The organism is Nostoc sp. (genome assembly GCF_036917935.1).
Classification (GTDB): Bacteria; Cyanobacteriota; Cyanobacteriia; order Cyanobacteriales; family Nostocaceae; genus Nostoc.
Window position 1 is genome coordinate 61,472 of the sequence record NZ_JBALEL010000028.1, and the last position, 26,356, is coordinate 87,827.

Genomic DNA, 26,356 nt, shown 5'->3' on the forward strand with positions numbered 1-26,356 from the left:
TTTGTTGAGTTAAAAATGCAGTAATACTTAAAAAATACACATTTTGTAAAAATATTATTTTGCTTCCAGTTCAATATGAAACTAATAACTAATTCATTGGCTCAAAATCAAAATGACTTACTGGCAACTGAGGGTCAAACCTCATTATCACAAAATAACTTAGAACGAGATAATTTAATATTACCTATTTTGCAAAAATCCGAAAAACACCTACTGTTACAGTGGAATCATACTCAAACTGATTATCCTCAGCAAGCGTGTATTCATCAGTTGTTTGAAGCACAAGTAGAGAAAACACCTGATGCTGTAGCATTAATCTTTAATAATCAGCATCTCACCTATAGAGATTTGAATATTCGTGCTAATCAACTAGCACAACATCTGCAATCTCTGGGGGTAGGCGCAGAAACTCTTGTAGGCATCTGTATAGAGCGCTCCTTAGAAATGGTTGTAGCACTTTTAGCTATCCTCAAAGCAGGTGGAGCATACATACCATTAGATCCAGGGTATCCACAAGAACGTTTAGCTTTCATGCTGTCAGATACTCAGGTATCAGTACTATTAACTCAAAAAGAACTAGTTGCCAAATTACCTACTCATACAGCATTTGTTATTTGCCTAGATGCAGATTGGAATACAATCGCCCAAAATAAAAAAGAGAACCTAAGCACTACCGTCACTGCTGACAACTTGGCTTATGTCATGTATACATCAGGTTCTACAGGTACACCCAAGGGTGTTAGCGTTATCCATCGTGGTGTAGTTAGGTTAGTCAAAGAAACTAATTATGCTCACCTCACGGCTGAAGAAGTAATTCTGCAACTTGCTCCTATTTCCTTCGACGCTTCCACTTTTGAAATTTGGGGTTGCTTACTTAACGGCGGGCGATTAGTAATTTACCCTCCTCATACACCATCTTTAGAAGAATTGGGGCAGATTATTCAGCAATATAAAGTTACTACTCTTTGGCTGACAGCCGGTTTATTCCACCTGATAGTGGATGAAAAAATTGATGCTTTAAAATCCTTGCGTCAACTTTTAGCGGGTGGCGATGTTTTATCTGTTCCCCATGTGCAGAAGTTTCTGCAAACAGTAGAGAACTGTCAGCTAATTAATGGTTATGGGCCAACTGAGAATACAACTTTTACCTGCTGCCATTCTATAACAGCGCCACTACCACCAGATGTTTCGATTCCGATTGGCCGCCCAATTGCTAATACCCAAGTTTATATATTAGATCACAACCTGCAATCAGTATCAATTGGAGAAGCTGGCGAATTGTACATTGGTGGTGATGGATTAGCTAGAGGCTATTTAAACCGTCCAGATTTAACTGCCGAAAAATTTATTTATCACTACTTTGATAGTAATTTAACAACGCGCCTTTACAAGACTGGAGATTTAGCTCGTTATCTTCCAGATGGCAATATCGAGTTCTTAGGTCGGATTGACAATCAGGTAAAAATTCGCGGTTTCCGAATTGAACTAGGGGAAATTGAGCGAGAAATTGCACAACATCCTGACGTTCGGGAAATTGTCGTTTTAGCTCGTCAGGACGAAATAGGTGAAAAGCAGTTAGTAGCTTATATTGTTCCTCACTATAACCGTAGTTATACGCACAATAAATTACGTGGTTTCTTACAGCAGCGACTACCTAATTACATGGTGCCATCGGCGTTTGTGATCTTAGAATCACTGCCTTTGACTGCAAATGGCAAAGTAGATAGACATAAATTGCCAGCACCAAGTAGAGAACGTCCGCAACTCGAACAAGCTTATATTTCTCCCCAAAGCGATTTAGAGCGTCTGCTTGCAGGTATTTTGTCCGAACTGATCAAAATAGATCGCGTTGGGATTGATGATAATTTCTTTGATTTGGGAGCAACTTCAATCTCAATTTTGCAAGTTGCTGTGCGAGTGCAACAGCAACTTAATATTGAGCTATCTGCTGTGAAACTATTTCAATATTCAACAATTGGCTCTTTAGCAAACTATTTGCATTCAAACCAGAATAGCCAACCGTCTTCTGACAAGCTGCAAAATCGCGCCCAACGCCAACAAGCAGCTCGAACTCGTCGCCGTAATCATCAACAAGGTGTTTAAGCAATGGTAAATATGCAAGCATCCGACAACCAAGATCCTATTGATGGTGTTGCCATTATTGGCATGGTAGGAAGATTTCCTGGCGCTGGAAATGTCGATGAGTTTTGGCGCAATCTGTGTGAGGGATTAGAGTCAACGACTTTTTTTCAAGATGAAGAACTAGATCCTAGTATTGACCCAAACCTTTGCAAAGATCCTAGCTACGTAAAAGCTAGAGGAATTATTCCTGGGGGAGAAACTTTTGATGCTGCTTTCTTTGGCATTAATCCACTAGAAGCTGTGGTGATGGACCCACAGGCGAGAGTTTTTCTAGAGTTGGTTTATGAAGCTTTAGAAAATGCTGGTTATGAATCAGAGTCTTTTGAGGGTTTGATTGGTTTATACGCTGGGTGCGGTCAAAATACTTATTTTGCTAACCACATTTCTGGACGCATGGAAATTGTCGATCGCATCGGTGAATTCCAGACGATGTTAGCCAATGAAAAAGACTTTTTGACAACCCGTGCTGCTTACAAGCTCAACCTCAAAGGCCCAGCCGTCAGCGTCAATACAGCCTGTTCCACTTCTTTGGTAGCAGTCATTCAGGCTTGCCAAGCCTTAAGCAGCTATCAGTGCGATATAGCTTTAGCTGGTGGTGTATCTATGACTACACCCCAAAACAGCGGTTATATGGCTCAAGAAGGCAGTATGCTGTCTGGAGATGGGCATTGTCGTCCCTTTGATGTCAGCGCTCAGGGCACAATGTTCAACAATGGCGCAGGGGTGGTTGTCCTGAAGCGTTTAGAAGATGCACTCAATGATGGCGATCGCATCTATGCTGTAATTAAGGGTTGTGGTATAAATAATGACGGCGCTGATAAGGTGAGCTTTACCGCTCCCAGTGTAGACGGACAAGCAGAGGCCGTTGCAATGGCGCAAGCTGATGCCAACTTTCACCCCGAAACTATCTCTTATATTGAAGCTCACGGTACAGCTACACCTTTAGGCGACCCGATTGAAATTGAAGCGCTGACGCAAGCATTTCGTGTACATACAGCTGCTAAACAATTTTGTGCCATCGGCTCTCTTAAAAGCAATGTTGGACATTTAGTTGCGGCGGCGGGAGTAGCAGGGTTAATTAAAACCGCTCTTGCCCTGCATTATAAAAAGATTCCACCTAGTTTAAATTTTGAGGCTCCCAACCCCAAAATTGACTTTGCCAACAGCCCCTTTTATGTCAATACCAAACTAGCTGAGTGGTTAGAAGGTGAAGCTCCGCGACGATCTGGTGTGAGTTCTTTTGGTGTCGGTGGGACTAATGCTCATATTGTGCTAGAAGAAGCGCCACAAATCCAAAGTTCAGGATCTTCGCGTCCACAGCAGCTATTGCTACTCTCGGCAAAAACTAGTAAAGCTTTAGAAGCTGCAACAGCAAATTTGCAGCAACATTTACAGTACAATGCCGAAATTAACTTAGCTGATGTAGCCTATACTTTACAGCGAGGGCGCAAAGCTTTTAACTACCGACGCAGTATAGTTTGTCACGATATCACAGATGCGATCGCAGCGCTGCAATCTTTAGATCCAAATCAAGTAAATACCCGGCATACAGAAATCCGCAATCCAGCCGTTGTTTTTATGTTCCCCGGACAAGGATCGCAATATGTGAACATGGGACTAAATCTCTACAACTGCGAACCTGTGTTTCAGGAGGCAGTAGATGAATGTGCTGAAATCCTTAAACCTTTGTTGGGTAGGGATTTACGAGAAATCATCTATCCTGCACCAGGCGATGCCTACGGCGGGCTACGCCTACGCGAAACTGCGGCTATTTCCCTACGGCAAACTTGCTTTACCCAACCAGCATTATTCGTTATTGAATACGCTTTAGCGCAACTGTGGCAAAGTTGGGGAGTCAAGCCCCAAGCCATGATTGGCCACAGTATTGGCGAATTTGTCGCCGCTTGTATTGCGGGTGTATTTACCTTAGAAGATGCGCTGATGTTGGTTGCAACTCGCGGGCGCTTCATGTGGGAGTTACCAGAAGGGGCAATGCTCTCAGTGCGCCTACCAGCCAAAGAGGTAGAGCCGCGATTGAGTGCAGAACTAGCGATCGCCGCAATTAATGGCCCATCCCTGTGTGTAGTTTCTGGCCCCACAGAGGCGATCGCGGCTCTGCAAAAACAATTAGAAAGCGAAGAAGTTGTTTGTCGCCATTTACACACTTCCCACGCTTTCCACTCCCCAATGATGGATAGTATCATTGCCCCCTTTGCTGAGGTAGTTGGAAAGGTTAAATTATCGCCACCCCAAATTCCCTTTGTATCCACAGTTACCGCCGACTGGATTACAGCCCAGCAAGCAACCGATCCGATGTATTGGGCTACACATCTGCGTCAGACTGTGCGATTTGCGGAGGGCATAAAAACCCTGTGGCAGCAGCCAGAACGCCTACTGTTAGAAGTGGGGCCACGAATCACAACTACGACTTTAGCCCGCCAACAAGCAAAAGATATTAAACAACAGATAGCGATTCCTTCTCTGGGTGATAACGCTGAGAACGAAACGGAATGGACGGCATTACTCAAGGCAGTAGGACAACTGTGGCTAGCAGGAGTATCTATTGACTGGAGCAACTTCTATCAAAGGGAAACGCGACAACGAATTCCCCTGCCTACTTATCCCTTTGAACGCCAACGCTTCTGGATTGATCCTCCACCTCATCCCAATCGCGCAGCAACTCCTAAACTTTTAAATCCCCAATTATTAGAAAAGGCCCAAACTATGACAACATTCCCTCAGCAAAAGCTCATTCCACTGCTCAAAGAAGTTATCGAAGAAACTTCAGGATTGGAAATCGCTAGTGTTGACGACTCCACAACGTTTTTAGAAATGGGATTAGATTCCTTATCTTTGACCCAAGTCGGACTAGCGTTAAAGAAAAAATTTAAAGTCAAAGTCACACTTAGGCAGTTACTAGAAATTTACCCCAATTTAGGAACACTGGCTGACTTTATCAATTCAGCCTTGTCTCCCGAAACTTTATCCGCATTAGGATTAATAGAAACCGTTGCAAAACCAACTCCAGAAATACCATTAGCAACACCTGTAACTACATCACCCACTTTGGTAGTGCATGAAGTTCATACAAATGGATCTGCACCTCAGATTTCTTCCCAACCTGCTGCATCCAGTTTCCTAGAAAATGTGATTAATCAGCAGCTACAAATCATGAGCCAGCAATTGGCGCTATTGGGTAATAACAGTCAATCTCTAACAATCCCAGTTGTACCTGCGGCGACATCTCAAAATAATGGTGTCAAGCCACAAAATGCTGTATCTTCTATTCCCCCAACCCAAACCAGCAAAGAATCAGCATCGGTAGACACAGAGTCAAATGGTGCCAAAAAAGCATTTGGTGCGGCGGCTCGAATTGAAAAGACCCAAACTAAAACTCTGACAGCGCAACAACGCACTCATCTAGACAAAATTATTCAAAGATATACACAACGGACTCAAAAATCCAAAGAATTTACTCAAGCTCATCGCCCTTATTTGGCAGATCCAAGAACTGTTTCTGGCTTTAACCCGACAATGAAAGAGATGGTTTATCCCATCGTGGTGTCTCGTTCATCAGGTTCTAAACTTTGGGATGTTGATGGCAATGAATATGTCGATTTAAGCAATGGCTTTGGCTTGAATTTGTTTGGTTGGTCGCCACCTTTCATTACCGAAGCAATTGAAGCACAACTGAAACTCGGTATGGAAATTGGACCACAGACTCCATTAGTTGGAGAAGTGGCAAAGCTAATGTGTGAGTTAACCAACTTTGACCGAGCGGCCTTTTGCAACACAGGTTCGGAAGCAGTTCTGGGAGCGATGCGGATGGCACGCACCATCACAGGGCGTAACTTAATCGCCATCTTTTCTGGAGCTTATCACGGTATTTTAGATGAAGTAATTGTTCGGGGTACAAAAAAACTTCGGTCAATTCCCGCTGCTCCTGGTATCCCACCCGAAATGGTAGAGAACATTTTGGTAGTGGACTATGATTCGCCTGAGTCTCTAGAAATCCTCAGAAATCGGGCTGATGAGTTAGCAGCAGTGATGGTGGAATCTGTGCAAAGCCGTCGCCCTGAATACCAGCCCAAAGAATTCCTCCAGCAATTGCGTGATTTCACGGAGAAAGCTGGTATTGCCCTGATTTTTGATGAAATCGTTACCGGATTCAGAATTCATCCAGGTGGCGCTCAGGCACATTTCGGTATAAAGGCGGACATAGCAACCTACGGTAAGATTGTGGGCGGTGGGCTACCAATTGGAGTCATTGCTGGCAAATCACAATATATGGATGCTTTAGATGGTGGGTTTTGGCAGTTTGGCGATGACTCCGTTCCTGAAGTAGGCGTGACTTACTTCGCCGGCACTTTCGTCCGCCATCCTTTAGCACTAGCAGCCGCCAAAGCAGTACTTCAGCATTTAAAACAGAGTGGCCCCAGCTTACAGCAAAATCTTAATGCCAGAACCGATAAGTTTGTAGCGGAACTTATGGGCTATTTCCAGCAAGTTCAAGCTCCGTTCACAGCTTATAATTTCGGCTCCCTGTTCATGGTGAAATCTGCACCAGAGTTTCCCTACGGAGATTTACTGTTTTACTTGCTGCGGGATAAGGGAGTGCATACTTGGGATCACCGTCCTTGCTTCTTGACGACAGCCCATTCCGAAGCCGATCTAGCTTTCGTAATGGCAGCCTTTAAAGAAAGTATTGCCGAAATGCAGTCTGCTGGCTTCTTGTCTGCACCGCCCATAGAAGTAACAAACCGCGAAGTTACCAATAACAGTTTACGTAATCGTCCTCCGCAATCTAATGCCAAATTAGGACGAGATCCCCAAGGAAACCCCGCTTGGTATATCCCCGATACAGAGCGACCTGGTAAATACCTACAAGTTGCTAGTGTTTCCTGAAAGTGTTGTAAAAAAAGCAATTGCACAGAAATTATAGTCTGCGTCAGTAATTTTTGCAAATAGTAAATACTCATCCATCCAGGTTTTGTATGTCAGTTGATAATCTACTTGAACCGAGTTCTATTAAGTCCGATCCGAAGCTTCCTGAACAAATCATTGAAACTGATATTTCAAACTTCCGAGAAAACTTCAACTCTTCTCACTTCATGTTTTCGCATAACCTTGCGGGACACCCTTTGTTTGAGATCCCCCGCTTAGTTGAGCTGGCAAATACTATCTTAAGTCAGGGAAGAACAAATAAAATTCAGTCTTATATCAGCAAAGTCCCTGTTGAGCAAAAGTGGAATCATCGACCTGGAATCAAGCAAATTAGCGAGGCGATCGCACATATTGGAGAATCAGATTCTTGGGTAATGCTTGAAGATGTTCAAGTAGACCCAGAATATGCCGCCTTGCTCAACCAGATTATAACTGAACTCAAAACTCTTACAGGTAAACCCCTTCGGAAGCAAATGACGTGGCTAGGTGCTTACATCTTTATTGGTTCTCCAAATTCTATTACACCTTACCACATCGATAGTGAGTTGAATTTCCTGTTTCAAATTCAGGGCGAAAAAGATATGAGCCTCTTCAATCAAAACGATCGTTCTGTATTGAGCGAAGAGGAGATTGAAAAATTTTATGTAGGCGACCTGAATGTCGCAAATTATAGAGAGGAAAATCAGAATAAAGCAAAGGTTTACCATTTGCAACCAGGTAAGGGACTCCATCATCCAATACTGGCACCCCATTGGGCCAAAAATGGTAATAATGTCTCTGTGGCTTTGAGTATCCTCTTTTATCTGCGACCTTACGATCTCAAAGCCAGAATATATCAAGTCAACAGTTATTTACGCAGACTGGGATTGGAACCTACTCCACCAGGTAAGTCTGCCCTAAAAGACCGGATCAAAATTTTTGCTCTGGATCTTCTATCCGATCGCCAACCGAAAAGTAAATTTATGATACTGCGCTCTGGTGTATTAAGACTCAAATCCATTGAGGGAAGACTAAAGCAATTTACCAACAAGATTATGAAAAAAATCTAAATTTTATAAACTGACTAATTATTAATTAGCCTATAGCGTTTCCTACATAGCCCCCTCTCGAAGAGCGGGGAGGGGGTTGGGGGTGGGGTTCTTGTATCTCACTCAACTGAGAACCGCTATAAATACTGAATCGGTGTTCTATAGCAATTCTAAATCATTTGTGAAATCTTCTTTTTTAGACGCTCTGCGTAGCTTGTTTCTATGCAAGAGTCTGCGATCGTTACATCCTTCGCGGTAGCCTACAGCAAACAAATACGCATCTACGTTAAAAAATAATTTTCACAACTCAGATCGGATTGCTATAGGTAAAAATTAAAACCAAAAATATCAATGTATAAACACATCAAATCGCTCACTTCTCTACGCGGTATTGCCGCCTTGGTTGTTGTTGTACACCATTTTTCTTACTACGGTTTGCCGAAAACAGGTTCAACATTATCAGCCTATAGCGATTTTTTTAAAAATGGATATTTATGGGTTGATTTTTTCTTTATTCTAAGTGGTTTTATCATGACCCACGTTTATGCAGAAGATTTTTATTTAAAAGTAAGTTTAAATCACTATCGAGCGTATTTATTCTCACGCTTTGCTAGAATTTATCCTCTGCATATATTTATTATTTCTCTGTTTATTGGATTAGAAATTGTCAAGTTATTCTTACTAAACACTTCTGCCTTCACTGGTAAATTTAACTTAACTGCTCTTTTTGCCAATATTTTTCTTTTACAAGCATTCGACCTAAAATGCCAACCTTTATTCTGGTGTGATACCTATTGGAATGAACCTGCTTGGTCAATTAGCGTAGAGTTTTTTATTTACTGTATATTTCCATTTCTATTATTATTTTTATTAAGGAATAACATCAAAAATGATTTGGTAATTTATATTTTTACTCTCTTGGCTATATTACTACTAATCACCTTTACCCGTGGCAATTTAGATACTATTATTGGCATACCTTCGATAGCTAGATGCGGGCTAGAATGCGTCCTTGGTATTATAACTTACAAAGTATATCGTAGAGGTAATTATAAAAAATATTTCAATCTTAATTTACTGGCAATTATAGCTATAACTTGGATAACTATGATTATGCATTATTACTGGCATCATTTTCGTAACCTTCATGATTGGCTAATTTTACCAGCTTTCTCTCTACTGATTTTAGCTGTATCTATCAACAACAATAGTGCGATCGCAAAAATTTTAAATTCACAGTTAATGCTATATATCGGTACTATATCTTACTCAATTTATATGGTTCATTGGTTTTTTCAAGAATTGTTAAAATTTTTCTGGTTTTATCAATTTCACGATGCTTTTGGTAAAGGATTCACAGAATATCAAGCATTGACATCTTTAGGAGTATTTCTTATGATTATCTTACTGGCTGCATCATTGACATATAGATTTGTAGAAGTTCCTACACGTAATTTTTTAAAGTCTACAATCTTGGGTAAACAAGGTATTTAAAGTCAGGATTAAAAAAAAGATTGAGATTTAACCACATTCAATAAATTGAGAAAATAATAAACTTTTATGACCTTATCACCTGTAGATTACCAATCCACATTAACTGCGGTTGATTTTGATCCATTTGCAGATGGAGAATTACTTCTAACCGCCCCTGCGACAGAATCACAAAAAGAAATTTGGGCTTCTGTGCAAATGGGGGATGCTGCCAATTGTGCTTATAACGAGTCTCAATCTCTGCGACTAAAAGGCGAACTTGATGTCAAAGTTTTCCAATCTGCGGTGAAAAAGTTAGTACAACGTCATGAAGCACTACGAACAACTTTTAGCACAGATGGCAATACACTCTGCATTGTTGCTTATCGGCAAATTGAAATCCCGATTATTGAACTTTCTAACCTGGAACCACAGGAACAACAGGAAAAATTAGCTACGATCTGGCGACAAGAGGTAGAGCAACCTTTTGATTTGGAACATGGGCCTCTATTTCGGGCAAAAATTGTCAAATTGCAGCCGCAGGAGCATCTAGTTCTTTTGACAGCCCATCATATTATTTGTGATGGTTGGTCTTGGGCAGTGCTAATGCCAGATTTGGGTAAACTTTATTCTGGCTTACAACAGGGAATTGTTCCTGAACTGGAAGAACCAGACAATTTAAGTGAATATGCGACTTTACAGGAAGAAGAGGCGGATAGTCCAGAAGCGATCGCCACAGAACAATACTGGTTACAACAATTCGCTGACTCCGTACCTGTACTAGATTTCCCTAGCGATCGCCCCCGTCCCCCACTCAGAACCTTTAACGCTACCCGCGAAGATTGGCATTTAAATCCCGAACTAGTTGCCAATCTCAAACAACTAGGGATAAAACTCGGTTGTAGCTTTATGACCACCATCTTGTCAGGATTCGAGGTCTGGCTGCACCGTCTCACAGGACAAAACGACTTAGTTGTAGGTATTCCAGCCGCCGGACAAGCTGCTTTAGGGCAATATAATCTCGTAGGTCACTGTGTAAATTTACTACCCTTGCGTAGCCAGATTAATGGCGAAAAATCTTTCAGTGACTACTTGCAAATGCGGCGATCGGCTGTCTTAGATGCTTATGACCATCAACAATTTACCTTTGGCAGTCTGGTCAAAAAATTAGTATTACCACGGGATTCTAGCCGCATTCCTTTAGTACCAATTATATTTAATGTCGATCAAGCCTTAGACAGCGATCAACTTCCCTTTATTGGGTTAGAGGTAGAATTTTTCTCCAATCCCCGCGCATTCGAGAATTTTGAACTGTTTATCAATGCTACGGAATCGCATGGTGAACTTATTCTGGAATGTCAGTACAACACTAATTTATTTGACGCTGACACTATCCGCCGCCGCATGGCAGAGTTTGAAACTTTGTTATTGGGCATAGTTGCTAACCCAAATCAAATTATTGCTAAATTGCCAATTTTGCCAGCAGTTGAGCAACAGTTATTAGCAACATGGAACAATACTCAAACAGCTTATCCCCAAGATATCTGCATTCACCAGTTATTTGAAACTCAAGTGGAGAAAACTCCAGATGCGATCGCTGTAGTTTTTGAAGATGAACAAATTAGCTACCGCGAACTGAATCAGCGAGCCAATCAACTAGCCCATTATCTCCAAAGCTTAGGAGTCGGGACAGAGGTTCTGGTTGGTCTTTGTGTCGAGCGCAGCTTGGAAATGGTTGTAGGAGTTTTAGGCATTCTCAAAGCTGGGGGAGCCTACGTACCGTTAGATTATGCTTATCCTCAAGAACGTTTAGCTTTCATGCTGCAAGATGCTCAGGTGTCAGTGGTACTAACGCAGGAGAAGCTAAAGAAAGCGCTACCCAACCATCAAGCAGAGATTGTTTGCCTTGATAGCAACTGGCAATCCATAGAATATGGGTTGGATAACCCAACACATAACGTCACTTCCCATAACTTAGCCTACGTCATCTATACATCTGGCTCGACAGGTCAACCGAAAGGCGTTCAAATTCAACATCAGAGTGCTGTTAATCTCCTGAATGCGATCGCTCAAGAACCCGGTTTAACCGCTGAAGATACTCTCCTCTCTGTTACTAGCCTATCCTTTGATATTGCCGTTGCAGAAATTTTTCTACCCCTGTCTGTAGGTGGGAAGTTGGTTTTGGTAAGCCGTGAAGTTGCGGCTGATGGCACTCAACTGTTAAAAACGCTAATCACCTCCGGCGCAACCTTTATGCAACCGACACCAGTTACTTGGCGGCTATTACTGGCAGCCGGATGGCAAGGTAGTCCTCAACTCAAAATGATTTCCACGGGCGAAGCCTTACCTAGAGACCTCGCAAATCAATTATTACCGAAGGGAGCTTGTCTGTGGAACCTCTACGGGCCTACAGAAACAACGATTTGGTCAACAGGCTACAAGGTGACAACGGCAAATAAAGCAATAGGCATTGGTTGCCCTCTAGCTAATACGCAAATCTACATTTTAGACTCTCATTTACAACCCGTTCCCATTGGTATATCAGGTGAGTTGTATATTGGTGGCGAAGGACTAGCAAGGGGATATCTGAATCGTCCCGAACTGACTGCTGAGAGATTTATTTCTAATCCCTTCAGTTCAAACCCGGAATCGCGCTTATACAAAACTGGAGATTTGGCTCGTTATTTACCAGATGGACATATAGAATACTTGGGTCGTATCGACTATCAGGTAAAACTGCGTGGTTTCCGCATAGAATTGGGTGAAATTGAAACCGCACTCCTGCAACATCCAGAAGTAAAAGAAGCCCTTGTAATTGTTCGAGAAGACATTCCTAATGAGACTAGTCTAGTCGGTTATATTGTCGCGGAAACTGGTCAAGATAGCTTGCAAGTGATTTCGCAGTTGCGTCGATTCTTGAAACAACAGCTTCCTGACTTTATGGTGCCAACGATTTTTATGGCACTGGAAGCTATGCCGTTAACCCCCAATGGCAAAGTCGATCGCCAGGCATTGCCACAGCCTGATGCTTCCCGCCCAGAACTGGAGGCAAATTATGTAGCGCCTCGCACTCCCATTGAGCAGCAGATTGCAGATATCTGGGCGCAGGTTCTTAATGTCAAGCAGGTTGGGATTAACGACAACTTTTTTGAATTGGGTGGATATTCTCTACTAGGAATTCAAGTGGTTTCTCGACTGCGCCAAGCCTTGCAAGCAGAAATTCTCATGTCCAATTTATTTGAATTACCAACGGTAGCAGATTTGGCTGAACGAGTGGAAACTCTGCGGTGGGCAACCCAAGGTGTTCAGGCTGCTGAGAGTGAAACAGCTGATGATTACGAGGAAGGTGAGCTATGAAAACATTAAATGAACTACTATCTGAGCTACGTCAGCGCGATGTCAAACTTTGGCTAGAGGGCGAACGCTTACGCTATCGGGCGGCAAAAGATAGTCTCACACCAGAATTGCTCACCGAGTTAAAAACTCAAAAAGCCGAAATCATCAACTTTCTCCGACAAATTGCCACAGCCGCCAGTTCACAGATTCCCCCAATTGTCGCTTGTGAACGGAATGGCAACTTGCCGCTTTCCTTTGGTCAGCAACGGATATGGTTCCTCCATCAGTTTGAACCTGATAGTTCCTCAAATAATATGCCGGTTGTGGTGCGTTTTACCGGGAATCTGAATGTTGCTGTCTTAGAAGAAAGTTTAAGAGAAGTCGTCCGTCGCCATGAAGTCCTGCGGACAACTTTTCCAGCAGTGAATGGAAAGCCTACTCAAGTAATTGCCACCGATGTCTCCTTGACATTGCCAATAATTGACTTGCAGCAAGTACCAGATGAACAACGAGAGGCGGAAGCTTACCTACTGGCAACTAAAGAAGCTCATCAACCCTTTGATTTAGCGAATGGGCCGATTTTGCGGGTGTTATTGCTGCGCTTTAGCGATCGCGAACATCTGCTAATTTGGAATATGCACTGTATAGTTTGTGATGGTGCTTCATCCGATCTGTTCTATCAAGACCTCGTTACCATCTATAAAGCATTGTCGGCGGGAAAAACTTCTCCTTTAACTCCCTTACCAGTGCAGTATGCTGATTTTACCAATTGGCAATATCAATGGCTCCAGGGAGAGGTTTTAGAGTCACAGGTAAACTACTGGAAGCAAAAGCTAGAAGGCAATTTACCGATCATTGAGTTACCTTACGATCGCCCCCGTCCTCAAAGCGTGCAAACTTATCGAGGCGATCGCGCGGCCCTGCTGCTATCAAAGTCACTGAACCATGCCCTAACAGACATGAGTCAAAAATGGGGTGTCACCCTGTTCATGACTCTACTGGCAGCATTCGAGCTATTGCTCTACCGTTATTCTGGACAAGAAGACCTACTAATTAGCTTTGCAAGCGCAGGTCGAGGACAAGTTGAAACCGAGGGGCTGATTGGATTTTTTTCTAATACTCTTGTACTGCGGAGTAACTTTGCCCTTAACCCAACTTTCCGACAATTATTAGACCGAGTGCGTAAGGATTGTTTAGAGGCTTATACCCATCAAGACCTACCCTTTGAAAAGCTAATTGAAGAACTTAGACCAGAACAGCGAAGTCGCAATAGCTCGCCCCTGTTTCAGGTAAAATTCTCCCTAAATCCTCCTTGGTCGAATGGTCGTGGCATGGCCTCAGTGCAACTACCTGATTTGACTATCACTTCTCTATTTGGCTACATCTATCATGGCAAGACCAAATACGATCTGACATTAGTCTTGCGGGAACAGGATAATGGTCTGGGCATGGTATTCGATTATAATGCCGAGATGTTTGATGCCAGCACCACAGAGCGGATGTTGGGACACTTCAAAACTTTACTCGAAGGTATTGTTGCTAATCCCGATCGGTCGATTGCTGAATTACCCCTGTTAACAGCACCTGAACGACATCAATTGTTAGTTGAGTGGAATGGCAAACAAGCTGACTATCCCCAGGAGATTTGTATCCATCAGTGGTTTGAAACTCAAGCTAAAGGAACTCCAAATAATATTGCGGTAAGTTTTGAAAATCAGCAACTAACCTATCAGGAACTCAACCAGCGTGCAAATCAACTAGCCCACTATTTGCAAACTCTAGGGGTAAAATCGGGGGTACTCGTCGGTCTTTACGTAGAACCTTCCCTAGAGATGATTGTGGGGCTGTTGGGTATTTTGAAAGCTGGGGGAACTTACGTGTCCATAGCTGCGACATCTGGGAAAGATGATTTGGCTTTCATTTTAGAAGATACCCAAATATCTTGGGTATTAACCCAAAGCTCATTGATTGAAAAACTCTCTGAGCATCAGCCACAAGTTATCTGTTTGGATAGTGATTGGGAAGTTATTGCCCTACACGCAACTGAAAATCCAGATAATTATACCACAGATCAGACTCTCGCCTGTGTGATGTATGTGTCCGGCTGCAAGGGAAAACCCAACGGTATAGCTATTACCCACCGTAATCTTGTCACCCACAGTTTGGCAATTAGCGAAACTTGGGAGTTGAGCCAGAGCGATCGCCTATTACTCATACCTAGTATCAGTTGCGATACTTTCATTGAATCACTTTTCCCCAGTTGGATTACTGGTGCTACCGCAATTCTCCAGTCTCAAGAGCTACAAAACTCGACGACGCAGTTTTTCCCATTCATTGCTCAACAACAGATCACCGTTGTCAATTTACCTACTTATTTTTGGTATGAGTTAGTTAAAGAGCCATCTGTATCTCCCCAAACCTTACCAGCCAGCTTGCGCTTAGTCATAGTTGGTGGTGAGAAAGTCTCACGCCAAACTTATTTAACTTGGGTAGAAAAAGTTGGCAAGCAAGTACGCTGGTTGAATGCTTATGGATCGCTAGAAACAACCTTAACCGCCACGGTTTACGATCCGGAGACTGCCACCGAAGCCAGTAACACTCAGTCAGAAATTCCCATAGGAAGAGCGATCGCCAATACCCAAATCTACATTCTCGATCAGCGATCGCAACTCCTCCCGATTGGCGTTACTGGTGAAATCTACATCAGCGGTATCGGTGTTACTCAAGGCTACTTTAATCGTCCCGAATTAACATCTGAGAAATTTATCCCCAATCCCTTTAGCAGCGAATCTGGGGCATACCTTTACAGAACTGGTGACTTAGGACGCTACTTAAGTGACGGCAATATTGAGTTTCAGGGCCGCTTAGACAATCAGGTAAAAATTTGCGGTTTTCGCATTGAGTTGGCTGAAATTGAAACAATTTTGGGTCAATATCCAGGCCTGCAAAAAACTGTGGTGATTGCCAAAGAAGATGTTCCTGGGGATAAACGTTTAGTTGCTTATGTTGTCCCCAAACAAGGGGAGACTTTTGGGAATGAGCAACTGCTGAGTTTTCTCCAGCAAAAGCTGCCTGAACATTTGTTGCCTTCTGCCTTTTTCATCGTCGATTCTCTGCCATTGAATGCTAACGACCAAGTTGATCGCCAAGCCTTATCTGCGCTGAATCCAACTAATTCTAAAATAGAAAAAACATTTGCCACAGCAGAAGATCCATTACAACTTCAGTTAGCTAAAATCTGGGAAAATATTTTAGGTATTCATCCCATTGGCATAAAAGATAACTTTTTTGATTTGGGTGGAAACTCACTACTTGCAGTACATCTGTTTTCTCAGATTGAAAAGACATTTGGCTTAAATCTGCCCTTAGCTATTCTCTTGCAATATTCAACCATTGAGCAATTAACTAATATTATTCGCCAGCAAGGGTTTTTGCCAGAAAGCCATAATCAGGTTGAGAGTAGTACTAGTATCAACTCAGTAAAATCGATACCTTGGTCATCACTAGTACCAATGCAGCCCAACGGTTCTAAGCCACCTCTATTTTGTATCCATGCAATTGGTTTAAGTGTCCTCTATTACCGAGATTTATCACTTTATTTAGGTGCAAATCAGCCATTTTATGCACTACAAGCACGAGGATTAAATGGGAAAGACGCTCCCTTTACCAAGCTTGCAGAAATGGCGGCTCATTACATCAAAGAGATGCAAACAATTCAACCTGAAGGCCCTTATTTTTTGGGTGGCTCCTCCTTTGGCGGACTAGTAGCTTGGGAAATGGCTCAACAACTAGTAAGGCAAGGTCAAAAAGTAGCTTTGTTAGCTTTATTTGATACCACTGGCCCAAATTATATTAAACAAGCGCCATTAGAAAAGCGAGTTTCTCAGCATTGGGACAACCTTGCAAAACTTGGGCCTAATTACGTGCTTGAGCAAATCAGGAACAAAGGCTCTTGGCTGAAGTATAAACTTCAAGAAAATTTTCGGAAATTTATGTTTAAGTTTTCCTTAAGAATCTGGCGAACTGTACCTTATAACTACCGGAAATTAACAATCGAAGAGGCCAATAAACAGGCAGCCAGAGAATACGTTCTACAAGTTTATCCCGGTCGAGTCACTGTATTCCGAGCAGAAGAGCGCTTTGCATTGGAAAAACGGGAGGTTGATCCCAATATGGGTTGGAGTGAAATGGTCTTAGGAGGTTTGGATATTGAAAATGTCCCAGGAAATCACGACTCTATTTTTAGAGAACCCCATGTCCGATCTCTATCTGAAAAGATGAGGGCTTGTATAGATCGAGCTATTGTAGACATCTAAAATTCATCTATTTTGCAGAAATAGTTATAGTTTTCCAACCTCTTCTCGCTTGCGTGATGGGGTTGTTTTATTTGCGATTAATAACTTCCACTATATACAGCAGATTACAACAGGCGTGAGGTACAGATAATTGTAGGGGCATAAGATGTTCATTGGTGTCAACTTAAGCTGAAACTCCTTTAAAACCTCGTTTCTAGCCTCTGGCTAGAAATGCTGCTCCTGGCGGCTCTGCCGCCAGTAAGAGAGGCGGAGCCTCAAGGACGAGCATTCCCAGTCGGAGACTGGGAACGAGGGAAGGAGGTAATCTAAAAGCTAGTTCTAGACTTGCTTTGACGTTAAGTTGACACCAATGAACATGTTGTGCCCCTACCCCTGTACTTCATTTACCTGAAATACGCTGTATGTGTAAATGCGATCGCCAATAAAGTAGACCTCTTGCATAAATCAAAAATAAAGAACCCCACCCCGCATTTGAGTAAAGCAAACGCTCCCCTCCCGAAGAGCGGGCAGGGGTTGGGGGTGGGGTGTTATGGACTTTTGCAAGAGGTCTAGTCTTTGTATAAATCCTAAATTGGACTTTACTCAGTTCATTTACTGAGGTATAGCTGTAGTCAGATATGTTAGGACAGTGTTGGTTGCTCAAAGCCTTGAAATAACTGGGTTTATACTCAGCACGGGCTAAACCCTAGCTATCCGCTAACAGCACTTTGCTATATTACCCTGATTTACACAATAATATGTGTGGTTTCTACCTTGCTAACAAAGAAACTAAATTCAAATAATCACTTAACCAAATAAAACAACCTCATTCTGGTAGAGGGGTAAGATTTTTTGATCCTGGGTCATTAGATGGACTAGATATTAATTAAATTAGTGAATTTGCTGAAGTCAATTGTTGATTTTATCTCATAAATTGGCCGAATAAATAGTAAGCATTAATAAGAAAAATTGTGACCGAGAAAATCCTGAATTTCGTAGAAGTTCAAAAAGATGATACCAATGGTGTCGATGGGCTTGGTGGTATCTACTCCATCACCGTCAGTCCCGACGGCAGATTCCTCTATGCTGCTGGATATAATGACTCGGCTGTAGCGGTATTTAAGCGGGATACAACCACAGGCAAACTGAGTTTTGTAGAAGTTCAAAAAGATGATACCAATGGTGTCGATGGGCTTGGTAGTAGCTACTCCGTCACTGTCAGTCCCGATGGCAAATTTCTCTATGCGTCTGGATATGATGACTCGGCTGTAGCGGTGTTTAAGCGCAATCAACAAACAGGCAAACTGAGTTTTGTAGAAGTTCAAAAAGATGATACCAATGGTGTCGATGGGCTTGGTGGTGCTGAATCCATCACCGTCAGTCCCGACGGCAAATTTCTCTATGCATCTGGATATGATGACTCGGCTGTAGCGGTGTTTGAGCGGGATATAACCACAGGCCAACTGAGTTTTGTAGAAGTTCAAAAAGATGATACTAATGGTGTCGATGGGCTTGGTGGTGCTAACTCCGTCATCGTCAGTCCCGACGGCAAATTTCTCTATGCTGCTGGATATGATGACTCGGCTGTAGCGGTGTTTGAGCGGGATACAACCACAGGCCAACTGAGTTTTGTAGAAGTTCAAAAAGATGGTACTAATGGTGTCGATGGGCTTGCTAGTGCGGCTTCTGTAACTGTTAGCCCTGATGGAAAATACCTCTATGCTGCTGGATATAATGACTCGGCTGTAGCGGTGTTTGAGCGGGATACAACCACAGGCCAACTGAGTTTCGTGGAAGTTCAAAAAGATGGTATCAGCAGCGTCGATGGGCTTGATGGTGTCTACTCCGTCACCGTCAGCCCCGATGGAAAATACCTCTATGCTGCTGGATATCAGGACTCGGCGGTGGCGGTGTTTGAGCGCAATCAACAAACAGGCAAACTGAGTTTTGTAGAAGTTCAAAAAGATGGTACCAATGGTGTCGATGGAGTTGGTGGTGCCATTTCTGTAACTCTCAGCCCCGACGGAAAATACTTCTATGCTGCTGGATATGATGACTCGGCGGTGGCGGTGTTTAGTACGTCTTTCAACCATGCGCCAGAGGTGGTAAATCAAATTCTTGACCAAGAAACCACCGAAGATAGTGTCTTCAACTTCACCATTCCAGTTGACACCTTTAGCGATGCGGATGTTGAAGACATCCTAACTTACACTGCAACTCTGGAAAATGATCGCGTACTGCCTACTTGGTTAAAATTCGATCCTACTACTCTTACCTTCAGTGGGACTCCCAAAAATAAGGATGTAGGTAATCTAAACATCAAAGTCACTGCTAAAGATATTACTGGAGAGCAAGCTAGTGATATATTTACGCTTGGGGTTAGCGATCAAAATGCTCCTACTAGTCTATTCACATTAATTACAGGCGATATCTTTAGTGTCAAGACTAAGCTGAAGATTAAAGGCAATAAAGCAAAAATCTCAATCAAGATTAAAACCAGCACTTCTAAAGAGGTGAATGAACTGTGTGTATTTAATGTTGATGATGATGAAGGTAAGATTGATGGCATAGCCCCTGGTGCAGAAGGCTATACACAAGCTGCTCTTTTGCGCTCCAAGGTGATTTTCTGCTCCCTTGCTAATCTCCCCAAGGGTTTCAAGCACGACGACCTGAAAAACGTCTTAGAATTTGAGTCGAATACCAAACTCCGATTCTATATGGTATCTAACAGTACTACTCAGGCTGTACTGTCTGGAAAAACCTCTTTCTCAAGTGTCGTTTTTTCCTCAGCTACCAATACCAACACAGAAGAGGAAGGGTTTTCTCTCAACTTCCAGAATTTGGTTGTGAATATTCAAGCAACCAATCAAGAGGTATCTTTAGGTACTGGTCTGCAAGGCAAATCTCAAGGCGAACTGATTGATTTACGGAGTGTGACACAATCAGTAACAGCTGAGTTTGCAGTCAACCGAGAAGCATCTTACAACAACTTTGTCGGCTTCTATCAGGTGGCTGATGAAAATGGTGGTATTGACACCAATGGCGATGGCACAGCAGATATCCTCGTTGGACAGGCTGGTTACGCCGAAGCCGCTGTGCGTGGACGTGTTGGAGGCATTGATTTGACGGTGGACAACCAAGGTACTGCAAAATACAGTGGCACTTTTGGGCCTAATTCTTTGTTTGCACCATTTATTATTGTAGATGGTAAACCCGATGCAATTCTCGATAGCAATGTTAATAAGAATGTTTACTTCACATTCTTGGGTGCTAACTCAGATAAGGTAGATCACATTCGACTGTTGGGAAATAACACTTTTGGTTTTGAAGATTTAGCTAATGGTGGTGACAAAGATTACAACGATGTGATTGTGCAAGTAAATTTGAGTGTCAATGCTGCGTAATATCCAATGCAAGTAATTACTTAGCAAAATCAAACAACCTCATCCCGGTTGCGGGGTGGGGTTATTTTATGCATAGCGATTAGATGGACTCGATATTAATTAAACTAGTAAATTTACTGAAGGCAGTTCTTGCCTTTACTTCATAAATTTAATAGTTGATTCCTCTAGGGTGATCAAAATCTTCACCTTTACTTTTCCAGTTAATTTTTATTAAATTAATCTCCCAAAAAAGTGATGGATAATTCTTTTATAAATCAGGTATGGTGCTGTTTACCAAGAAAAGCTCACTATCTTTCGCCATTAAGTAGGTAGGCACAAATAAACCTAACTATGTAACGAAAAATAAAAGCGGTGACAACCTTGCGATTGCTTCACTCCACTCCGTTGCGTTCGCAATGACATAGTTATAAATTTTCCCGCCCACCTACTTAGTGATATTCTCAATCCCTATATTCAAAAATTTGTAAAAAATAATTCCGAAATTTAAAGTTTTTTTTATTACATAATTCTTAATGAGGGTATTTACTTAGGAAAGCATTTGTGATACTTTCATGTTGATTATCATAAATTAAAATATGCAACGCTAAATTTAACAACCGCCTTGATCTGTCTTAGTTTGATGATGAGTATCCATCTTCCATACTTGCAATGCTAAATATTGATTTTAAGTTTGTATAAATTATGTAGCGTTAACCAAGTGATAACTTGTCCTCGATCTATTTAGACTATGCTTTGTTTTGAAAAACGCATAACAATCGTAACCGTGTGATACAAATACAGGTCTGCAATTAGACGAACCTCCCCTCTGTGCTTTTACATATTTAAACACCTGAATTCCACAGAAGTCTTGTCACTGCCGGCATCCAACCAAACACTGCCACTGTTAGTAAAAGAGATACCCCCTAATATTTTCGACTTAATTCCTCACTTTTACTTGTTTTATATGACTTATATTAAGAACACTTTTCCCGAATTTCTCACCACCCTAGAGGGGTTTGAGCAGTTGCCAGATGGGGCGATCGCTAATCTATCAGAACAGCTGCAAGCCTGGCGCTATCGCATAGGTCAGAAAATCATCGGTAAAGAAAGTCTCCCGGAACGCATCACGATCATTTATGAGGGACAAGTGCGGCTGTTGGGATACGATCCCCAGACGCAAATGCCAATCACCCTAAAATTACTGCAACCGGGGGAAATTATTGGTGAAATTGGTTTGTTGCGCGATCTCGCCTGTGAAACAGCGATCGCTTCCACCGAAGTAGTCTGTTTAACCTTGAGTGCATCAGCATATTTTAGCTTTCTGGCTTCCTACCCAGCTTTTGCCGAAGCTCGTAAGAACCGCAGCTATTTGGTCGAAGTTTTCGATATTCTCAGTTCCTATTGGCAAAAGCAAGCGATCGCCACTTTAAATCTCAGAGAACTGGCAGAAAAAGCCTTACCCCAAGCGAAAATACATTATCTCCCTTCCGGAAAAACTCCATTCAACCAACTGGATAGCAAAAGCGTTTGGTTTGTCAGTGGCGGTGGTACAGTCACGAATTTCTCACCTGGCGATCGCTTAGAATCAGACGATGACAGAGACAAGATCCAGGTCATCGATCAAAACCCCGCACGGTTGCTTGGTATACATCCGTCAGATTTGATTTTAGAAGATAGTCATGAGATAGAACTTGTGGTAAGTGACACCACATTAGATAGAGATAGCGCCGACGACCTAGATATTATTCCCTATGCATCAGATGAACTAGTTCCACAGACAGCCCCCCAAAACTCCAAAAATTCCTCAAAACAAAAATATCCATTTTTTGGCGGTAACGGAGAACTAAATACAGCCTTCGCCTGCTTCCAAATGATCGCGAAGCACTTAGAAATGCCGTTTCGTCGAGAGGTAGTTCGCCGCATCTTAACTGAGCAAGTCAAACGTCAGGGCACTATATCGTTTCAAGTTACTGCTTACCTGGCAGAGTTAATCGGACTTAAGGCACAGTTGATAGAGCTACCAGTCGCTTCAGTGACGCGCATTCCTACACCGGCATTGATTCGCTACGGTGATAATTTTGCCGTTTTATATGAAGCGGATGCAAATACGATGGTTGTCGGTGTGCCATCTCAAGGAATTGTGCGCTGCAAACCCGCTCAATTGGTTGAACAATTAGATGTCGATCCAACTGACTTTCCGCCCAAAGTTAGGGTATTACTGCTGACTGCTACCAACCAAACACCCCAAGAACGCTTTAGTTTACGGTGGTTTCTGCCCTATTTGTCAAAGCACCGTCGAGTCTTGATAGAGGTCTTTGTCGCTTCCTTTTTCGTGCAGTTAGCAGCCTTGGCAAATCCCCTAGTCGTTCAGTTAATTATCGACAAAGTTATCACTCAAAATAGTATTGGCACACTACATATTTTGGGGGTTTTGCTATTAGTAGTCGGGCTATTTGAAGCAGTGCTGACTACCTTACGAACCTACCTATTTGTCGATACCACTAACCGGATCGATATGGGTTTAGGGTCGGAAATCATCGACCACTTACTACGTCTACCACTGCGCTATTTTGAACGCCGACCGGTGGGTGAACTTTCCACTCGCATCAACGAACTAGAAAATATCCGCCAATTCCTCACGGGTACTGCCTTAACAGTGGGGTTAGATGCTCTATTCTCGGTGGTTTATATCGGTGTGATGCTGATTTATAGTTGGCAACTCACCTTAGTCGGCTTAAGCACGATTCCCGTGTTTATCGTGATCACCTTAATTGCTTCTCCCACCATTAGTAGACAGTTACGTGCCAAAGCCGAACGCAACGCCGAAACTCAATCTTATTTAGTGGAGGTGATGTCAGGCATTCAAACAGTAAAAGCACAAAATATCGAATTGCGATCGCGCTTTTCCTGGCAAGAGCGTTACGCCCGCTTTGTCGCCGCTGGTTTTAAAACAGTTGTGACTTCTACCCTTGCTAACTCTACCAGCAACTTTCTCAACAAACTCAGCAGCTTACTAGTTTTGTGGGTAGGAGCTTATTTAGTACTACAACAACAATTAACTTTAGGCGAATTAATTGCCTTTAGGATTATATCGGGTTATGTCACCAGCCCAATATTACGTTTAGCTCAACTCTGGCAAAGCTTCCAAGAAACTGCCTTGTCTCTAGAGCGTTTAAGCGATATTGTCGATACACCACAAGAAGGAGAAACAGACCGCTACAATATACCCTTACCGACGATCAAGGGAGCAGTGAAATATGAAAATGTTTCCTTCCGCTTTGGTACAAGTGGCCCTCTGCAACTTTCTAATGTCAACCTGGAATTTGCGCCAGGTAAATTTATCGGCATTGTCGGACAAAGTGGGTCTGGTAAAAGTACGATGATGAAATTACTGCTGAGACTTTACGAAACTGAGTCCGGCAGAATTTTGATTGATGGTTATGATATCGCCAAAGTAGAACTTTATTCACTACGACGACAAATTGGCGTAGTTCCCCAAGAAACGTTATTGTTTGACGGCAGCGTTCAGGAAAATATTGCCCTAACCAATCCCGATGCCACAACCGAAGAAATTATCGAAGCGGCTCAGGTTGCGTGCGCCCACGAGTTTATCATGAACTTACCCAACGGTTACAACTCGCGGGTGGGAGAACGGGGTTCTGCACTTTCCGGTGGACAACGACAAAGAATTGCGATCGCTCGTTCTGTTTTGCAACGACCAAAATTATTAGTTTTAGATGAAGCAACTAGCGCATTAGATTATCCCACAGAACGGCAAATATGTCTCAACTTAGCCAAAGCATTCAAGGGTGATACAGTATTTTTTATTACCCACCGACTGAACACTGTGAGTAATGCAGACATGATTGTTGTAATGGATAATAGCAGGGTTATAGAACAAGGTAGCCATCAAGAATTAATGGCTACTAAAGGTCATTATTGTTACCTGTATCAGCAACAAGATGTAAACTTGTAATTAGTCATTCTTGAGGGCAAAGGTTTTTGGCATCGGGAAACATTGCCCAGCTTACAAAAAAGTCAAAATCCAAAATCCAAAATCGTTATGACTCAACTTAATGGGAATCACCTCAACGGCAATCAGAAAAACGGCAATCACAAAAATGGAGTGAAGCAAGATTCACGAGTACTGACAAAACAACAGAAAGCTGCTCAAGAGTCTTTAACTAACTCAAACACTCAAGACTTTGAGCAATCCATTGTCTTGCGCCAATCTCCAATTTGGTCGCGTACAATCATGATTACACTCATGGGGCTAGCCTGTTTTGGAGTTGCTTGGGCTTATTTTGCAAAAATTGAGCAAGTAGTTCCAGCAACAGGGCAATTAAAACCGCAAGGAACAGTCAAAGAAGTTCAGGCTCCTGTTAGTGGAGTTGTGAAAACGGTTAATGTTAAAGACGGACAAGAAGTAAAGCCAGGAGATTTACTGCTAACTTTTGATTCCATAGCCCCTGTTGCCGAATTAAATTCTTTGAATAAAATTCGCCTTGCATTAATTAAAGAAAACCAGATTTATCGCCGATTGATGGGTGCAAGTACTGGCAGCGGATCTGAACTGTTATATTTGCGCGGTAATTTGCCACAAGAAACTGCTTTTCTGCTGAAAAGTCGGGCAGCGTTAGTAGCAGAAAACGAATTATTTCGGACTCAATTAAAAAATTCTGGTCAAGATTCTGGAGTCGGAATTGATGAACAACAACTTCTACGAGTTGCTAAACAGGAATTAGACTCTCGCTCCTCATCGGCGCGATTGGAAGTAGAAAAAACCAAAAAACAATTTACTCAAAATCAAATTAAACTGGAAGATAGTAAAGCAAGTTTAGCTATTCAACAGGGGATTTTAAATAAGCTGAAGGTATTAGCAGAAGAAGGTGGTATTTCTCAACTTCAATATCTTAACCAGCAACAAGAAGTACAAAACCGCACAGCAGAAGTAGGGCAACTAGGTGAGGAACTGAAACGCCTCCAGTTTGATATACAAAAAGGACAACAAGAGTTAAGCAATACGGTGGCTGTTTCTGATAAAAACATTTTGGATAAGATAGCTGACAACAAACAGCGGATTGCCACAATCGATAGCCAATTCATGAAAGTTTTGCTGGATAATGAGCAGCGTTTGGCAGATGTCAATAGTAAAATATCTCAATCTCAGTTAAATGTTAGATATCAAGAACTCCGCGCACCTGTAGCTGGAACAGTTTTCGATTTGCAAGCAAAAAACCCAGGATTTGTAGCAACTCCAACTACAAAACTGCTGCAAATTGTCCCCAATGAAAACTATATAGCTGAAGTTTTCATCACTAACAAAGATATTGGATTTGTGCGAAAAGGCATGAAAGTAGATGTCAGAATTGACTCCTTTCCTTACAGCGAGTTTGGCGATATCAAGGGAGAAGTGCTTGGGATAGGGTCAGACGCATTACCACCAGACCAAACCCATCAGTTTTACAGATTTCCGGCAAAAGTCTCATTAGATAAGCAATCCTTAGTGATTAAGGGTAAAAAAGTCACCTTGCAATCAGGTATGTCCATCAGTGCCAATATAAAAGTGCGCGAAGAACGGACTGTGCTTAGTTTATTCACTGAGTTGTTTACCAAGCAAGTTGATGCTCTTAAAGAGGTACGATGAAGAGGGTTCAGTTAAAAGACCGCAGTGGCTCCACAAGGGGAGTTGCTCCTTTACCAAGTAGATCAGTACTGAGTACTTTTTCCTCTCTCAGCACGGGCTAAACGCCCCGTT

The 26,356-nt window shown here is 42.4% G+C and carries 9 protein-coding genes; all 9 read left to right on the plus strand.

From position 1 onward, the window contains the following. Positions 1-75: 75 nt before the first annotated feature. The 9 genes from V7K62_RS12100 to V7K62_RS12140 all read left to right on the plus strand — a co-directional run bounded on the left by V7K62_RS12100 (position 76) and on the right by V7K62_RS12140 (position 26,245). On the plus strand, positions 76-2,103 hold the full coding sequence (locus tag V7K62_RS12100; protein ID WP_334864166.1) for a non-ribosomal peptide synthetase: 2,028 nt from the start codon (positions 76-78) through the stop codon (positions 2,101-2,103). Between the two features lie 3 nt (positions 2,104-2,106). After that, positions 2,107-7,047 (plus strand): aminotransferase class III-fold pyridoxal phosphate-dependent enzyme, encoded by a 4,941-nt coding sequence (locus V7K62_RS12105; RefSeq protein ID WP_334864167.1) that lies wholly within the window; start codon positions 2,107-2,109, stop codon positions 7,045-7,047. A gap of 89 nt (positions 7,048-7,136) precedes the next feature. Continuing rightward, the gene (locus tag V7K62_RS12110; protein ID WP_334864168.1) at positions 7,137-8,135 is read left to right on the plus strand and encodes a hypothetical protein; all 999 of its coding nucleotides are present in this window, start codon (positions 7,137-7,139) and stop codon (positions 8,133-8,135) included. Between the two features lie 330 nt (positions 8,136-8,465). Next, a complete protein-coding gene (locus tag V7K62_RS12115) occupies positions 8,466-9,608 on the plus strand; it encodes an acyltransferase family protein (RefSeq protein ID WP_334864169.1) in 1,143 nt (380 codons plus the stop codon). A gap of 66 nt (positions 9,609-9,674) precedes the next feature. Further along, on the plus strand, positions 9,675-12,941 hold the full coding sequence (locus tag V7K62_RS12120) for a non-ribosomal peptide synthetase (RefSeq protein ID WP_334864170.1): 3,267 nt from the start codon (positions 9,675-9,677) through the stop codon (positions 12,939-12,941). Then, positions 12,938-17,236, plus strand: coding sequence for a non-ribosomal peptide synthetase (locus V7K62_RS12125; protein ID WP_334864171.1), 4,299 nt, complete (start codon positions 12,938-12,940; stop codon positions 17,234-17,236). Before V7K62_RS12120 ends, V7K62_RS12125 begins: the two co-directional genes overlap by 4 nt. 950 nt (positions 17,237-18,186) lie before the next feature. Further along, entirely contained in the window at positions 18,187-20,619 is a 2,433-nt protein-coding gene (locus tag V7K62_RS12130; RefSeq protein ID WP_334864172.1) for a beta-propeller fold lactonase family protein, read from the plus strand. A 943-nt stretch (positions 20,620-21,562) separates the two neighbouring features. Further along, positions 21,563-24,574: a peptidase domain-containing ABC transporter gene (locus V7K62_RS12135; protein WP_334864173.1), complete on the plus strand. Its 3,012-nt coding sequence runs from the start codon at positions 21,563-21,565 to the stop codon at positions 24,572-24,574. Positions 24,575-24,661: 87 nt separating this feature from the next. Next, entirely contained in the window at positions 24,662-26,245 is a 1,584-nt protein-coding gene (locus tag V7K62_RS12140; protein WP_334864174.1) for an HlyD family efflux transporter periplasmic adaptor subunit, read from the plus strand. Positions 26,246-26,356 lie beyond the last annotated feature (111 nt).

Coding starts and splice junctions, on each gene's coding strand:
- V7K62_RS12120 (WP_334864170.1), top strand. CDS start 9,675: ATGACCTTATCACCTGTAGATTACCAATCCACATTAACTGCGGTTGAT.
- V7K62_RS12105 (WP_334864167.1), top strand. CDS start 2,107: ATGGTAAATATGCAAGCATCCGACAACCAAGATCCTATTGATGGTGTT.
- V7K62_RS12125 (WP_334864171.1), top strand. CDS start 12,938: ATGAAAACATTAAATGAACTACTATCTGAGCTACGTCAGCGCGATGTC.
- V7K62_RS12110 (WP_334864168.1), top strand. CDS start 7,137: ATGTCAGTTGATAATCTACTTGAACCGAGTTCTATTAAGTCCGATCCG.
- V7K62_RS12140 (WP_334864174.1), top strand. CDS start 24,662: ATGACTCAACTTAATGGGAATCACCTCAACGGCAATCAGAAAAACGGC.
- V7K62_RS12100 (WP_334864166.1), top strand. CDS start 76: ATGAAACTAATAACTAATTCATTGGCTCAAAATCAAAATGACTTACTG.
- V7K62_RS12135 (WP_334864173.1), top strand. CDS start 21,563: ATGACTTATATTAAGAACACTTTTCCCGAATTTCTCACCACCCTAGAG.
- V7K62_RS12115 (WP_334864169.1), top strand. CDS start 8,466: ATGTATAAACACATCAAATCGCTCACTTCTCTACGCGGTATTGCCGCC.